Source organism: Paenibacillus sp. FSL H7-0756, from assembly GCF_038006765.1.
In the GTDB taxonomy this organism is placed as follows: domain Bacteria; phylum Bacillota; class Bacilli; order Paenibacillales; family Paenibacillaceae; genus Paenibacillus_AQ.
This window is the reverse complement of sequence record NZ_JBBOVT010000001.1, coordinates 1-14,724: the sequence shown is the minus strand read 5'-3', so window position 1 is coordinate 14,724 and position 14,724 is coordinate 1. Positions and strand designations below refer to the sequence as shown.

The 14,724-nt window shown below is 54.1% G+C and carries 15 protein-coding genes; 14 read left to right on the top strand and 1 reads right to left on the bottom strand.

Going from position 1 to position 14,724, the window contains the following annotated elements; all coding sequences use genetic code 11:
- Positions 1–186: 186 nt before the first annotated feature.
- The 10 genes from NST04_RS00075 (at position 187) to corA (ending at position 10,031) form a co-directional block, all read left to right on the top strand.
- Positions 187–1,296: a DUF3048 domain-containing protein gene (locus NST04_RS00075; protein ID WP_341182650.1), complete on the top strand. Its 1,110-nt coding sequence runs from the start codon at positions 187–189 to the stop codon at positions 1,294–1,296.
- 205 nt (positions 1,297–1,501) lie between these two features.
- Positions 1,502–2,119, top strand: coding sequence for a DUF47 domain-containing protein (locus NST04_RS00070; protein ID WP_036693257.1), 618 nt, complete (start codon positions 1,502–1,504; stop codon positions 2,117–2,119).
- A 12-nt stretch (positions 2,120–2,131) separates the two neighbouring features.
- The gene (locus NST04_RS00065; protein ID WP_341014650.1) at positions 2,132–3,121 is read left to right on the top strand and encodes an inorganic phosphate transporter; all 990 of its coding nucleotides are present in this window, start codon (positions 2,132–2,134) and stop codon (positions 3,119–3,121) included.
- Positions 3,122–3,454: 333 nt separating this feature from the next.
- A complete protein-coding gene (locus NST04_RS00060; protein WP_036693252.1) occupies positions 3,455–4,183 on the top strand; it encodes an amino acid ABC transporter ATP-binding protein in 729 nt (242 codons plus the stop codon).
- A gap of 33 nt (positions 4,184–4,216) precedes the next feature.
- Positions 4,217–5,071 carry a glutamate ABC transporter substrate-binding protein gene (locus tag NST04_RS00055; protein ID WP_341182649.1) on the top strand — a complete coding sequence of 285 codons (855 nt, stop codon included), beginning with the start codon at positions 4,217–4,219 and terminating at the stop codon, positions 5,069–5,071.
- A 185-nt stretch (positions 5,072–5,256) separates the two neighbouring features.
- Entirely contained in the window at positions 5,257–5,907 is a 651-nt protein-coding gene (locus NST04_RS00050; RefSeq protein ID WP_341182648.1) for an amino acid ABC transporter permease, read from the top strand.
- Between the two features lie 29 nt (positions 5,908–5,936).
- Positions 5,937–6,587: an amino acid ABC transporter permease gene (locus NST04_RS00045; protein WP_340944346.1), complete on the top strand. Its 651-nt coding sequence runs from the start codon at positions 5,937–5,939 to the stop codon at positions 6,585–6,587.
- A gap of 87 nt (positions 6,588–6,674) precedes the next feature.
- Positions 6,675–7,964 (top strand): ATP-binding protein, encoded by a 1,290-nt coding sequence (locus NST04_RS00040; RefSeq protein WP_341182647.1) that lies wholly within the window; start codon positions 6,675–6,677, stop codon positions 7,962–7,964.
- A 3-nt stretch (positions 7,965–7,967) separates the two neighbouring features.
- Positions 7,968–8,870, top strand: a complete 903-nt coding sequence (locus NST04_RS00035; protein ID WP_341182646.1) for a response regulator — start codon at positions 7,968–7,970, stop codon at positions 8,868–8,870.
- Positions 8,871–9,071: 201 nt separating this feature from the next.
- Complete coding sequence (gene corA, locus NST04_RS00030; protein ID WP_341182645.1) at positions 9,072–10,031, top strand: magnesium/cobalt transporter CorA; 960 nt, start codon at positions 9,072–9,074, stop codon at positions 10,029–10,031.
- Between the two features lie 26 nt (positions 10,032–10,057).
- Here the strand turns inward: corA and NST04_RS00025 are convergent, their stop codons facing one another.
- The gene (locus NST04_RS00025) at positions 10,058–10,606 is read right to left on the bottom strand and encodes a tyrosine protein kinase (RefSeq protein ID WP_341182644.1); all 549 of its coding nucleotides are present in this window, start codon (positions 10,604–10,606) and stop codon (positions 10,058–10,060) included.
- 374 nt (positions 10,607–10,980) lie between these two features.
- On the opposite strand from NST04_RS00025, the gene NST04_RS00020 reads away from it, so the two are divergent.
- The 4 genes from NST04_RS00020 to rlmD form a co-directional block, all read left to right on the top strand.
- Complete coding sequence (locus NST04_RS00020) at positions 10,981–11,271, top strand: YerC/YecD family TrpR-related protein (protein WP_019913624.1); 291 nt, start codon at positions 10,981–10,983, stop codon at positions 11,269–11,271.
- Positions 11,272–11,274: 3 nt separating this feature from the next.
- Positions 11,275–12,039, top strand: a complete 765-nt coding sequence (locus NST04_RS00015; protein WP_341182643.1) for a sirohydrochlorin chelatase — start codon at positions 11,275–11,277, stop codon at positions 12,037–12,039.
- Between the two features lie 242 nt (positions 12,040–12,281).
- Positions 12,282–13,172 (top strand): diacylglycerol kinase, encoded by an 891-nt coding sequence (locus tag NST04_RS00010; protein WP_341182642.1) that lies wholly within the window; start codon positions 12,282–12,284, stop codon positions 13,170–13,172.
- A gap of 34 nt (positions 13,173–13,206) precedes the next feature.
- On the top strand, positions 13,207–14,724 hold a 1,518-nt coding region (gene rlmD, locus NST04_RS00005), incomplete at its 3' end, for a 23S rRNA (uracil(1939)-C(5))-methyltransferase RlmD (RefSeq protein WP_341182641.1).

The following is a 14,724-nucleotide window of genomic DNA, read 5'->3' as shown; positions in this document are numbered from 1 at the left end:
CCAGTCTGATCCAGCCGCAATGAGGCGTAGATGTATCCACCAGGAAATGTGTGAGGAAGTGTGTTCTGTGAAGATTTCTGCTGCACTCAAGACAAACTCTGCCAGCTATGATTAAATGAAGGAAGCGAGTTTCACAGAAAGAGAATCGAGAGAAGCAAGCTGTAACTTACGATTAGGAGGAACAACGTGTCTAGATCGATGAACCGTTATGTATCCCGTCCTGTATATGCTCTGGTCCTTGCCGCCGTGCTGCTCTCTGCCTGCGGGGAAGAGCAGGCCACGCCAGTGCCCGTGCGGGTGGTAGCGCCTACGGCGCAGCCGCAGCCGACCGAAGTTCCGCAGCCGTCGCCGACAGCAACGCCAGCCCCGGCAATAGCGGTCTCCGTCTTAACAGGCCTGCCGGTTGAGGAGGAGAGCCTGCCCCGGCCGCTCGCGGTCATGATCAATAATGCCCCGGCGGCCCGTCCCCAGTCCGGGATCAGCGAGGCGGATATTCTGTACGAGGTGTTGGCCGAAGGCGGTATTACCCGGCTGATCGGTATCTTTCAGAGTCATGCCGGGGTGGTGAAGATCGGGCCGATCCGCAGTATCCGCCCGTATCTGCTGGATATCGGCGAGAGCTACGGCGGTATAACGGTACATGCCGGGGGCAGTCCGGATGCTTATGCCATTCTGCAACGGCAGAAGAAGGCGGATATGGACGAAATCGGCCGGGCAGGGGCCTACTTCTGGCGGGACAAGGAGCGCAAGGCTCCCCATAACCTGTACAGTAATGCCGCCAAGCTTAGAGAGGGGGCAGCGAAGCTGGGGTATGCGGAGAACGTGAAGGTCCCCGGTTTTCTTTTCAATGATCCGGATTACATTCCTGTGGAGGGCACCCCGGCGCTTGGATTGAGTGTGAACTTCCTGCTGAAGAGCTACAATGTCTCGTACCAATATAATGCAGAGCAGCGTACGTATGCCCGTCTGGTGAACGGCAAGCCGCATCTGGATCTGAATAATAACCGTCCGGTGGAAGCGGCGAACATCATCGTGATGGGTTCGGACCATAAGGTGCTGGATGATGTCGGCAGGCTGCAGGTGGATACGGAGCTGGGGGGAGAAGCAGTGCTGTTACAGCGCGGCGTAGCGATTAAGGGCAAATGGTCGCGCAGCCCCGGAGACGTCATCCGGTTCGTGAAGAAGGACGGCAAGGAGGGGCTGATGTTCCCGGGAATCACCCATATTCTGATTGTCCCGAACAGCCCCTCGTTCAGCAGTCATGTCGAATATGCGCCGGCTCCAGCATCCCGCTAAGTTCAGCTGGGGAATTGAATGTTCGGATGATTATTTTCGTGAATACAGGGAATTGTTATTATAGTGTAAAAAAGTTCGGTTTTTTGTCTTCTATCCCTTCTGTCGATATGATAAGATAACAAGGGTTGTCATTCATTTTCATGCGGTTTACATGGAATGACTTCATTTTTTTCACGGCAATATTATGTAAAGGGGTCTTAGACTAATGAAGCTCAGAAAAAAGGATATATTCTTTGAGACGCTGGAAAACATGGCTGACACCATTGTTCAGGCTGCGGATTATTTCGCTCAGAATATCTCGACTCTCCAGGGCAATGTGGAGAACTTCGCCGCGGAGATGAAGAAATACGAATCCCAGTGCGATACTTACACACATACTGTCATCAAAGAATTGAACAAGACGTTCATTACGCCGCTGGAGCGGGACGACATCATGGATCTGATCACAAGCATGGACGATGTCATTGATGGTCTGGAGGCCTCAGCCTCGCGTTTCTATATGTATAACCTGCTGGATGCGGATGAGTATATTGTCCAGTTTGCAGAGATTCTCCGCCAGAGTGCATACGAGATCCAGAAGGCAGTTCATTTGCTCTCCCAGAAGAAGCTGCTGGCGATCCGCGAATACACCATCCGTCTGAATGATCTGGAGAACCAGGGCGATGAAGTCCTGCGTATCTGCACCAAGGCCCTGTTCGAGACTGTGAAGGACCCGATTGAGCTGATTAAACGCAAAGAATTGTATGAGCGGCTCGAGACCACCACGGATAAATGTGAAGACGTAGCCAACATGCTGGAATCGATCATCATGCGTAACTCATAAGGGGCCTCAAATATGGATACATCTATATATGTACTAGCTTTTGTTATCTTTCTTGCGCTGGCGTTCGACTTCATCAACGGCTTCCATGATACCGCCAATGCGATTGCTACCTCTGTCTCGACCCGTGCGCTGAAGCCGCGTACAGCCATCATGCTGGCCGCCTCGATGAACTTTATCGGCGCATTGATGTTCACCGGAGTGGCGAAAAAGATCGGGGGCAGCATTACCGATCCGACCCTGCTGGACAACGGGATAGACATTGTCACAGCGACGCTCATTGCGGCAATTATCTGGAATCTCGTCACCTGGTGGCTGGGTATTCCTTCATCGTCCTCCCATGCGCTTATCGGTGCGTTAGCCGGTGCGGTGTATGTAGGGGCAGGCACAGAGCATATCAAATGGAGCGGGTTCATTGAGATCGTAGAGGGGCTGATTTTCTCCCCGCTGATCGCTTTTGTAATCGGGTATATTGTGATGACGATTCTGAAGTGGATCTTCGCGAAGCGCAGTCCGCATACGGTCAACAAGGGCTTTCGTTCGATGCAGATCGTGACGGCCGCACTGCAATCCTTCACCCATGGTACGAATGACGCGCAGAAGGCGATGGGAATCATTACCTTTGCCCTCGTCACCTCGGGACGGCTCGATACGATGGAGGTTCCGCTCTGGGTTAAGATTGCAGCGGCTACATCCATGGCACTCGGAACGTCGATCGGCGGCTGGAAGATTATTAAGACGATGGGCACGAAGATTTTCAAAATCGAGCCGATCAACGGCTTCGCGGCGGATATTTCGGCGGCCTCTGTTATTTTCACGGCTACGCTGCTGCATCTGCCGGTGAGTACAACTCACGCGATCACCTCATCGATTCTGGGTGTAGGTTCAGCCAAGCGCTTCTCCGCTGTCAAATGGGGAGTGGCCGGACGGATCGTGGTTACCTGGTTCATTACCATTCCGATCAGCGCCTTGCTGTCGGGAGTAATCTTCAAGCTCTTCTTCTAGGACTGAACAGAATAGATTGCCTGGACAAGATGTCGCAGAAGCCATGGATGGCTTTAGGACATCTTTTTTTGCGTTCAGCGGTAAACCTCGGCGTAAGCGGAGGTTATTTTGATTTTTCAAGAGAGGAATGTCACAAAAGGCTACATCAAACTGATAAAAAATGTTGATAGGCATAAAAAGAAAATGAAATACATCACATATTTAAAAGAAAATAACATATGAGAAATAAATTTCGCGTAGTATTATGTAGGATTTGGTAGTCTCTGAAGTAAGGTTTGTTTTAAGTGTTACCATTGCTGACAAGCACGCGAATAGACAAAGGAGGCCTAGCCATTGATCGACTTTCATCAGGTAGACAAACATTACGGACAATTCCATGTACTGAAGGGCATTGACCTGCATGTTCAGGAAGGGGAAGTAGTAGTTGTAGTCGGTCCTTCCGGCTCCGGCAAGAGCACGATGCTGCGCTGCATTAACCGTCTGGAGACGATCACGAGCGGCGGATTAACCGTGGACGGTATAACTGTAAACGAACGTAAGACAGATATCAATACCCTGCGCAAAGAGATCGGAATGGTCTTCCAGCACTTCAACCTGTACCCGCACAAAAAGGTCATTGATAACATCACGCTGGCCCCGGTGAAGGTGCTGGGCTTAAGCAAAGCGGAAGCGGAGAAGACCGCAATGTATTATCTGGAGAAGGTCGGCATCGCCGACAAGGCAGAGTCCTATCCTTCCCAGCTGTCCGGCGGACAGCAGCAGCGGGTGGCGATTGCCCGGGGGCTGGCGATGAAGCCGAAGATTATGCTGTTCGACGAGCCGACCTCGGCGCTGGACCCGGAGATGGTCGGGGAGGTGCTCGATGTCATGCGCGCCCTGGCCCGCGAGGGCATGACGATGGTCGTTGTGACCCATGAGATGGGCTTCGCCCGCGAGGTGGCTGACCGGGTCATCTTCATGGATCAGGGGCAGATCGTGGAAGAGGCGGAGCCGGAAGCCTTCTTCGCCAGCCCGAAGGAAGAGCGGACGCGTACTTTTCTCAGCCGTGTATTAAGCCATTAAACTAAATATATAGGAATCCGGGGAGGAAACGAAATGAAAATGTCCAAGAGCTTCAAGGTGTTAAGTGTTCTGATGATTGCGGCCATGCTGGTCATTGCCGGATGCGGCAACAACAAGGGCAAGAACGAACCTGCGGCAGGCGGCAATGCTGCCGGAGGGGCAGCTGCTGACTCTGCGGCCATTGCCAAGATCAAGGAGCGCGGCAAGCTGCTCGTCGGCGTGAAGTTCGATACCCGCCTGTTCGGTCTGAAGGACCCGGCCTCCGGCAACGTGGAAGGCTTCGACATCGACATCTCCAAGGCCATCGCCAAGAAAATTCTCGGTGACGAGAATGCCATCGAGCTGAAGGAGGTCACCTCCAAGACCCGTATTCCGATGCTGAATAACGGCGAGATCGATATGGTGGTGGCTACCATGACCATTACGGAGGACCGCAAGAAGGAAGTTGACTTCTCCGACGTCTATTTCCAAGCCGGTCAGTCGCTGCTTGTGAAGAAGGGCAGCCCGATAACAGGCCTGGAGAGCATTACGAAGGATACGAAGATCCTCGGCTCCAAGGGGGCAACCTCGATCAAGAATATCAAAGAGAAGGTGCCGGGCGTAACGGTGCTGGAATTCGATAACTATCAGGATGCGTTCAGTGCGCTCAAGGCGGGCCAGGGTGACGCGCTCACTACGGATGATGCGATTCTGTATGGAATGGCCTCACAGGACCCCGGCTTCGAGGTGGTAGGGAAGCCATTTACCGATGAGCCATACGGCATTGCGGTCCAGAAAGGCAACGCGGATGTAGTTAAGGCGATTAATGATACACTGGCTGAACTGAAGGCGAATGGGGAGTATGATGCCATCTATACGAAGTGGATTGGTAAGGCTCCGGCTAAATAAGTCTGTTCCAAGCAAGGCCTATCTTCATCCAAGGGAAGAAGGAATATATAGATTGCACACGTTTTTTTCGTAGAAACGGTACCGCCTTTTCTAAGGACGGCAACGCCGTTTCTACTTGTTTGTAGGAACGGCTGCCATGCCGGGCAGGCACGAACTCATCGATAGCTAAAGGCAGGTGAACATTGATGGATTTCTCAATATTAACGAACTACTTCGGACTGTATATGGAGGGCTTCTACGGTACGCTGCTGTCCAGTGTGCTGGCCCTGACCGGCAGCTTTCTGATCGGCGCGGTCGTTGCCGTCTTCCGCATGACTTCAGTGAAGGGTCTGCGCTGGTTCGGCGCGGTGTATGTGGAATTTATCCGCAATATCCCGCTGCTGCTGGTCGTGTATATTTTCTATTACGGGCCTTCCGCTCTGGGCTTCACGCTGGACGGCTTCAAGGCAGGAACCATCGGACTCGCCGTATATACCTCGGCCTTCATCGCCGAAGCGATCCGTGCCGGAATTATGGCCGTGCCCAAGGGACAGATGGAGGCGGCACGTTCCTCCGGCCTCAGCTACATACAGACCATGCTGCATATCATTCTGCCGCAGGCGATCAAGCTGGTCATTCCGCCGCTCGGCAACCAGTTCATTAACCTGATTAAGAACTCCTCGGTACTGACTCTGGTGGCCGGTCTTGATCTGATGTACTTCGCCGACGGGATCTCTACAGAGACTTACCGTACCTTCGACACCTACATTTTCGTAGCGGTATTCTATCTGGTGCTTACGCTTCCGCTCAGCTACGGCGTACGGATCTGGGAGCGCCGGCTGCAGCGCAAATATTAAGAGAACGCTTGAGCTAAAGGAGGGATATTATGGATTTCACAGGTGCATACTCTGCCGATAATCTGAAGTTTCTGCTGGACGGCTTGTATGTGACGCTGATCGTTGCTTTTGTATCGATCTTCCTGAGCTTTATCATCGGCTGTATTATTGGCGTCATCCGCTACTCGGAGGTGCCGGTGCTGTCACCGGTCATGTTCTACCTGGTGGAGCTGATCCGTAATCTGCCGCTGCTGCTGATCATCTTCTTCATCCGCTTCGCCTTGCCGGAGGTCGGGATCAAGCTTGGACTCATTACTGCGGCCATTGCGGCATTAACCATCTTCGAGGCGGCGATGATTGCCGAGATTGTCCGCGGCGGCTTAATGTCGATCGACAAGGGGCAGATTGAGGCGGCGCGTTCCTCCGGTCTCAGCAGTGTACAGACCCTATGGCATATCGTGCTTCCCCAGGGGCTGCGGCGTATGGTTCCTCCACTTGTCAGCCAGTTCATCTCCCTGCTGAAGGATACCTCACTCGCTGTTGTGATTTCCCTGCCGGAGCTGATGCATAATGCGAACATTGTCATCGGCCATAGCTACAGCTATGCCATCCCTACGCTGGCGCTGGTTGCCTTGATTTATTTTGTCGTTAATTACCTGCTGTCGCTGCTGTCCAGAAGGCTTGAGCACAGAGCGGTATAACCTTAGCCGAATGAGGATTAAGCCATATTCAATCCAGTTCGGCTATGATACTATAGTTGTCAACCTCTCTAGGCAGGAGCAGTGGCGATGGGACAATCGATTCTGAGAATGAAGGCGGTACAAATTCTGCTGGTGGCCGCCGTTACTGCGGTAGCCGGAGAATTCAAGATCAATCCGTTTGACGGAGATGTCTTCCGCATTGCCATGGGCAGCAGCGCCTTCCTCCTATTCTTGCTGTTAATGAGGCAGCTGCCTTATATCCGCACAGGCTGTGCCACCGGGGTGGTCGTGCTGCTGTTCCGGACTGCCATGGATATGGTGGAGGGAAGCGGACTGACGGTAGAGCAGAGCCTTAGCAGCCACTTCTCGGCAATGATCTATTACATGGTGTTCGGCACACTGATGCGTGTCATCAAGAGCCGGATTGATACCTTCCATCCGCTGGTGCTGGGCGCCGTTGCCGCGCTGATCGATCTTCTGTCCAATGAGATGGAGCTGCTGACCCGGCTGATTGTGCTGGATTCGGCTACCTTCCGGTTGAACGAGTGGACGTACCTGATGGCGATAGCGGTCTTGCGTACGTATTTCACCACAGGGGTATACAGCAGTATCTCTGTCAGCCAGCTGCGTATCCGGGAGCGGGAGCAGCATGAACGGACCCAGCAGATGCTCGGATTCGGCTCCGGCTTGTACGGGGAAGTGTTCTACCTGAAGAAGTCCATAGGCACCCTGGAGCAGGTCACGCTGAACAGCTTCGAGCTGTATACCAAGCTGAAGGACGGGGAAGGCACGGGGCGTTACAGCCGGCAGGTGCTCGACATCACCCAGCAGCTACATGAGGTTAAGAAGGATTCGCAGCGGATTCTGGCAGGGCTGGTGAAGCTGGTGGAGCGTGAGGTGAACGGGGACATGCCGTTATCGGGCATTCTGCAGTTCGCGGTCAAGAGCAATGCCAAATATGCGGAAATGCTGGGCAAAGAGATTAAGTTCCATATTCACATCACCTCCGATTACACAACCGACAGCTACATTCCTCTATTGACTCTGCTTAACAATCTCACCGCCAATGCGGTGGAAGTCATCCAAGGGACAGGCAGCATCCATCTGAACGCTTATGAGCAGGACGGTATGACGATTCTGACAGTGACTGATAGCGGGACAGGCATCGGAAAGCGTGATCTGGACCTGCTATTCGAGCCGGGCTTCACCACGAAATTCGATGAAGAGGGCATCGCTGCCACGGGGATTGGGCTCTCTCATGTACGGGATATAGTGAATATGTTCGAGGGAAGCATTGCAGTTCAGCCGGTATCGCATATCGGAGGGGCCATGTTCCAGATTACAGTGCCGAGTATGAAGCTGCGGAAGGAGGAATAGAGGATGCCGCTATCATTCTGTATTGTAGATGACGACGCGTCGGCGAGAAGAATGCTGCAGCATATTATTGAGGACAGCGGGCTTGGTGAGGTGACGGGTACTGCAGCGAGCGGACAGGAGGGGATCGCTCTCATCCTGAGCGAGACCCCGGACATTGTGCTGATGGATCTGCTGATGCCGGACCAGGACGGGATTGAGACCATCCTCTCTCTTCAGGCACAGGGCTGCCGCTCCAAATTCGTCATGATCTCGCAGATTGAGAACGGGGATATGGTCAGCCGCGCCTACAGGAGCGGGATTGAATTCTTCATCCGCAAGCCGATCAACAAGATTGAAGTCGAATCTGTTCTATATAAAGTGAATGAGCGTTACGCCATGGGCCGTTATCTGGATGAGATCAAGCTGACGCTGGGCAAGCTGGAGGGCCTGCAGTTCGGTCTGCCGCAGCTGCCGCCGGGCAAACGGACCGTCAAGGAGATTGTCCAGCCGATTCTGATGAATATGGGCATGATCTCGGAGAATGGCAGCCGTGATATTATCACGATCATGGAGCTGGCGGTAGCCGAAGGGAAGAGCGGAAGTCTTCCATCCCTTAAGGAGCTGTATGAGCTGACTGCTGCCAAATACAGACCGGTGCCTGCGGAGGCAGCCAAAGAGGTCAAGGCTATCGAACAGCGTCTGCGCCGCGCCTTGGCGGCGGGTCTGACAAGTCTCGCGTCCATCGGTCTGACGGATTACGGGAATCCGAAGTTCGAGCATTATGCGCCGCTGTATTTCGACTTTGAAGAGGTGCGCCTGAAGATGAAGGAGATCGAACAGGGCCGGGATAGCGGCAAGGTGAAGGTGAATATTAAGAAATTCCTGCAGGTGCTGCATCTGGAGGTGCTGGAAGGCTTGGGCCGCTAAGCCGGATACTGGACCATGGGTCCGGTCTTTCGCCGCAAATAGCATCGTTAACTATAGAGACAGACCCAAGAAACCTCCGGAGCCGCTGTTCAGCGGGCTGGCGGTTATTTTTTTGCGGGGACATGCGGTACAATGGGAGAAAGCAACTAGAAGAGAGCAGCTCTGCTGCGGATTGCCTACATAGGGCGGAGGACTTATATTATGATACGAACACTTGCCGTAACACATACGGGTGAGATACTGACCGATCTGCTGCTTCAGGATATCGTTCTGGATGATTATGCCTGGATCTGGGCGGATTTCGCTATGCCGACAGAGGAAGAAACCTTGAGGCTGGACACCTATTTTCATTTTCACCCGCTAGCGATTGAAGATTGTATGCATGTCTTGCAGCGGCCGAAGCTGGATTATTACGAGGATGTGCAATTCTTCGTACTGCATTCGCTGAATGAGCGGACGCTGGAGGCCGAAGAGATCGACTTGTTCCTCAGCCCGAAATTCCTCGTCTCCTACCATCATCAGGACAAGCCGGAGATGGAGGAAGCGTGGCAGATGGTCAAAGCTGAGATTCATAGCCGCAAGGGCTGGTCGGGCGGGCCGATGGCCGCTGCTTACACCGTGATGGACAAGCTGGTCGACAGGTATTTCCCGTCCTTGTATACGCTGGAGGATGAACTTGCGGATCTGGAGAGCCAGGGCGGCAATGAATCGGTGGAAGAGCTGATGAGCCAGGTCTTCAATGTGCGCGGAAGGCTGCTGAAGCTGCGGCGGACGATTGTGCCGATGCGTGATCTGATGTACCGGATTGTCAATTCGCAGCATGTGCAGAGTAACGGCGAGGAGCGGGTCTACTTCGGCGATATCTATGATCATCTGCTGAAGCTGACCGACATGATTGAAGTTGACCGGGAAATGACCGCCGACCTGCGTGACAGCTATATCTCGCTCAACTCCAACCGGATGAACTCCATTATGAAGACACTCACGGTGATTACCACGGTATTCATGCCGCTGACGCTGATCGCCGGAATCTATGGAATGAACTTCAGGGTGATGCCGGAGCTGGAATGGAAATACAGCTATTTCGCAGTGCTGCTGCTTATGCTGGTGCTGGGGATCGGGATGTTCGGCTGGTTCCGGCGGAGCGGCTGGTTTAAGTAAAATAAAGCTGCGTTAAACGCCGCCGCTTAGGAACGGCGGCGCTTAACGGAGGAAGGCCCGCCGGATTTACGCTTCTTGGAGGTGGTATTGCGGCGCTTTGCGGCAGGGCGTCTTTTTTTGCGCCGTTTGGGGCTATAGAGGGCTGCATCCTCTTCGGCGGCGAGCTCTCCCGCTCCGCTTCCCTTGCCTTTGCCGAAGCCGCCCATCACAAGCTTCACCATCGGAGCCATCTGTGAGAAGCCCTGCATGACCTTCTGCACCTTGCCCATGGTGTTGACGATTCCGTCAATACCGCCCATCCGGTCAACGATTCCCTTGAGCTGTTCCATATTCGCCAGACTTCCAAGATTGCCGAGTCCGCCCAGAAGGCCTCCGGCCTTCGCGGTAGAAGCTTCTGCAGCAGGGAGCGCTAGTGCCGTCTCGGTGACTTCAGCGCCATAAGCAGGCAGCAGCTCAGGTTCTCCGGGAAGCGGGGCAGGTGTATAAGCAGATAGTCCCGGGTAGGGTGACGGATTGTAGGGTTCAGCCAGGGAACGGCCTTGCTGGCGGGAATGATTATAGTAATGCTGAGGCATAGGATCACATTCCTTCGTTAGTGGTTTGCTATACTGTATGTCATGGGCGAACAGACGGTATAGACGAATGCCCGGGTAACCGGGATACCAGCGGAAAAGGGCGGATGCCTATGGAGCGGCAGACGGAAGTGAAGAAACCGTGTCCATGCTTGATTTCGCACGGTTTTGTAGTACTATGAGTAAGGCGGTCTAACCTGGAAGCCGGAAATAGATTAGAATTAACCCCAGTGATGGTGTACGCCAGGGGTGGACGTTTGTCCATCGATTTCACTCTTTACAGCGTGAAACCGTTAATGCTTGAAAAATGTGCTCCAGTACAATATAGTAGAGGCAAGATAGTCACATTAAGTTAATGCTTAGGGGATGATAGGGCGATGCAGCTAAAGAAGCTAAACGATAAAAGTATCGATCAATTATTTGAGGCTATTTTAACATTAAAAAATATGGAAGAATGTTATGTATTCTTTGATGATTTGTGCACCGTGAACGAAATTCAATCGCTCTCACAGCGCCTTGAGGTTGCGCGGATGCTGGGCAAGGGGTCTACATATAATCAGATTGAAGCCGAGACGGGGGCCAGTACGGCAACAATCTCCCGCGTGAAGCGCTGCCTGAACTATGGCAATGACGGTTATAAGCTTACTCTAGAACGTCTGGGCCGATAATCTATGGTTCCGGGTGTATTGTTAATCAGTCACGGCTCCCGGGATCAGGCCTGGGTGTCGATGGTAGATGAAGCAGTGAGCCATCTCACGCTCCGGGAGGAGCTGCCGGTGGCAGTGGCTTTCCTTGAGCTGGTAGAAGGACGATTGATACAGGATGGAATTGATAAGCTGGAACATGCAGGGGTCACAGATATTATTGTGATCCCCTTGTTTGTTTCTTCCGGCAGTACGCATGTCGATGAGATAGAGTATGCGCTGGGCGCTAAGCCGGTTCCTGAGCGGGAGACCGACCTTGCGCCGTTCACGGTTGCCGCGAAGGTTCACTATGGCTATCCTGTCGATGATGATCCCGATATTGCGCAGATGCTGTGGGATAAGATTCGGGAACTGTCGAAGCATAACGGGCGGGAGATGGTGCTGCTGGTCGGACACGGCAGCAGGCACGACGGCTTCCGGCAGCGCTGGGAGCAGGGCATATCTTCACTTGCCGCGCGGGTACGGGAGGTTAGCGGGCTGGCTGCAGCTGATTACGGGCTGCTGAACCCGGACAGTGTAAGAAGCCGGGTGGAGCACTGGCAGAAGCAGGGCTATGATGTGCTGGTAGCTCCGCTTTTTTTGAGTGAGGGGTACTTCACTAAGGTTGTTATTCCGCAGCGGCTCGAGGGGCTTGAGTATGCCTATTCCGGCCAGACACTGCTGCCGCATCCGCTGCTGCCGCGCTGGATTCAGCGGCAGGTGGAAGCAGCGCTCCAGCGCCTTGAGGCTTGAAGTTCAACGTTAATTCGTAAGCGGATAATGTAGCTGATTATAGGATGCGCCAGTGTTCCATGTAGCCATGGCTGCCGCTGCTGCATACTTATATCTATACTTTGTGCTGTTTTTCCAGGCTTGGAGCCCGGGCGGCGGGTATAAATATATCCCTCCTCCGTCCCCCTGACATTGCTTGTGGGGTACAGAATTGGGTATAATCAGTAAAGTTATCCATTATATAAACAGGTGGCGTTCCGGTAATGAAAACTGCGAGATTGATTTATAATCCCACTTCTGGTCGGGAAGAAATGAAAAGACGACTCGCCGATATTCTAGACCGGCTGGATATGGGCGGTATCGAAGCTACCTGCCATGCAACAACGGGAGAGGGCGATGCTACTGCGGCTGCAGCCCAGGCTGTGGAACGCGGTACTTATGATCTGATCATAGCTGCCGGAGGCGATGGTACGCTCAATGAAGTGATTAACGGGATGGCGGAGAAGCCGAACCTTCCCCCGCTCGGCATATTGCCGCTGGGAACGACGAATGATTTCGCGCGGGCCATGGGCATTCCGAAGAATTGGGAGGAAGCCTGCGACCTGATTCTGCGTCAGGAAGCGCGCCTGATTGATCTCGGTAAAGCCAATGACCGTTACTTCATTAATATAGCAGGCGGCGGACAGCTGACAGAGCTGACCTATGAGGTCCCCAGCAAGCTGAAGACCATGATGGGTCAGCTTGCCTATTACCTGAAGGGGATCGAGAAGATGGCCAGCCTTGCTCCGCAAGAGCTGTATATCCGCGCGAACGGCCAGGAGATGATCCATGACGAGTTCATGCTCTTCCTGATCGCCAACACGAATTCGGTCGGCGGCTTTGAGAAGCTGGCTCCGGGTGCGCGTATCGATGACGGCCTGCTCGATGTGATTGCCGTTAAGAAATGCAACCTGGCGGAGTTCATCCGGCTGGTGCGTCTGACCATCCGCGGAGAGCACCTGAGTGACAAGAAGGTTATCCATTTCCGTACTGATGCCATGGAGGTAACCTCTCCCGGCTACGTCCAGCTGAACCTGGACGGCGAGCTGGGCGGCACCCTGCCGGGCAATTTCAGTATCCTGCCGCAGCATCTGCGGATTTTCGCGCAGAACTAATCGTGAAGAACATGAAAGAAGTGAACCTATACACATGAATAAACAACGCAGCAGGCGCAGCGCAAGCCGCCGGGAACAAGGGGCGGCCCCTGTCGCCGGACTGCCGGTGAATAAGAATGATGAGGTCCTGCTCGATATTATCGGCATGACCCATGAAGGTGAAGGGGTAGGCCGCGTAGAGGGCTTTACCCTATTTGTGCAGGGCGCTCTTCCCGGTGAGCGAGTCCGGGCCAGAGTGCTGAAGACCAAGAAGCAGTACGGCTACGCCAAGCTGCTGGAGCTGGTGCAGGCCAGCAGCGACCGTATCGCGCCGCCCTGCCCGATCTATGATCAATGCGGCGGCTGTCAGCTGCAGCATATGGACTACACGGCGCAGCTCGCGTGGAAGCGGCAGCTGGTGGTGGACAACCTGCAGCGGATCGGGAAGCTAGAGGTGGCTGGTGCGCCAAGTACAAGTAGAAGTGTAGTGGGCGGTAGCGCTGATACGGATGGTGAAAATGCAGGTGCGGCGGTTGAAGGTGGGAGTGCGGGCGATGCAAGTTACAGGGTTGAAGGCATCCGCGTGCTGCCCACCCTCGGCATGGACGAGCCCTGGCGTTACCGCAACAAGGCCCAGGTGCCTATCGGGGTGACCGAAGGCGGTCTGGTCGGCGGCTTCTATGCCCGGGGCAGTCACCGGATCATCGACATGGAGACCTGTCTGATCCAGCATGAGGACAACGACAAGGTCGTTGCTGCTGTCAAAAGCCTCGGCCGTGAGCTGGGCATCACCGCCTATGACGAAGAGACAGGCCGCGGACTGCTCCGCCATGTTGTGGTGAAGAAGGCATTCCGCACCGGCCAGATGATGCTGGTGCTGGTCACGAACGGCCGGGATATCCCGCATCTGGATGCTTGGCTTGGCAGTATACGTGAACAGCTTCCGGCAGTGGTCAGCATCTGCCAGAATATCAACACCCAGCGGACCAATGTCATCTTCGGTAACGATACCCGCGTATTGTGGGGCAGTGAGGTCATCTATGACTACATCGGGGAGGTCCAGTTCGCCATCTCAGCGCGTTCCTTCTACCAGGTGAACCCGGTCCAGACAGAGGTGCTGTATGGCAGAACTCTGGAATACGCTGCACTTACCGATAAGGAAACCGTGATTGATGCCTACTGCGGCATCGGCACCATCTCCTTATTCCTGGCGCAACATGCGGAGCAGGTCTACGGGGTTGAGATTGTACCTGAAGCTATCGAGGACGCCCGCGCGAACGCGAAGCTGAACGAAATGAATAACGTGAAGTTCGAAGTTGGCGCTTCGGAAGATGTCATCCCCGCCTGGAAAGAGCAGGGCATCACCCCGGACGTCATCGTCGTCGATCCGCCGCGCAAGGGCTGCGACCCTCGCCTGCTGGAGACCATCCTGCTGATGCAGCCGGAGCGTGTCGTGTACGTGTCGTGTAACCCGTCGACACTAGCCCGCGACTTGCGGGTGCTGGAGGATGGGGGCTACCGGACGGTGGAGGTTACGCCGGTGGATATGTTCCCGCATACGGTGCATGTGGAG

What these genes read in the sequence shown, in the direction of transcription:
- NST04_RS00045 (WP_340944346.1), top strand. Translation starts at nt 5,937, where the DNA reads ATGGATTTCACAGGTGCATACTCTGCCGATAATCTGAAGTTTCTGCTG.
- NST04_RS00050 (WP_341182648.1), top strand. Translation starts at nt 5,257, where the DNA reads ATGGATTTCTCAATATTAACGAACTACTTCGGACTGTATATGGAGGGC.
- NST04_RS00015 (WP_341182643.1), top strand. Translation starts at nt 11,275, where the DNA reads ATGGTTCCGGGTGTATTGTTAATCAGTCACGGCTCCCGGGATCAGGCC.
- NST04_RS00020 (WP_019913624.1), top strand. Translation starts at nt 10,981, where the DNA reads ATGCAGCTAAAGAAGCTAAACGATAAAAGTATCGATCAATTATTTGAG.
- NST04_RS00070 (WP_036693257.1), top strand. Translation starts at nt 1,502, where the DNA reads ATGAAGCTCAGAAAAAAGGATATATTCTTTGAGACGCTGGAAAACATG.
- corA (WP_341182645.1), top strand. Translation starts at nt 9,072, where the DNA reads ATGATACGAACACTTGCCGTAACACATACGGGTGAGATACTGACCGAT.
- NST04_RS00025 (WP_341182644.1), bottom strand. Translation starts at nt 10,606, where the DNA reads ATGCCTCAGCATTACTATAATCATTCCCGCCAGCAAGGCCGTTCCCTG.
- NST04_RS00055 (WP_341182649.1), top strand. Translation starts at nt 4,217, where the DNA reads ATGAAAATGTCCAAGAGCTTCAAGGTGTTAAGTGTTCTGATGATTGCG.
- NST04_RS00035 (WP_341182646.1), top strand. Translation starts at nt 7,968, where the DNA reads ATGCCGCTATCATTCTGTATTGTAGATGACGACGCGTCGGCGAGAAGA.
- NST04_RS00065 (WP_341014650.1), top strand. Translation starts at nt 2,132, where the DNA reads ATGGATACATCTATATATGTACTAGCTTTTGTTATCTTTCTTGCGCTG.
- NST04_RS00010 (WP_341182642.1), top strand. Translation starts at nt 12,282, where the DNA reads ATGAAAACTGCGAGATTGATTTATAATCCCACTTCTGGTCGGGAAGAA.
- NST04_RS00040 (WP_341182647.1), top strand. Translation starts at nt 6,675, where the DNA reads ATGGGACAATCGATTCTGAGAATGAAGGCGGTACAAATTCTGCTGGTG.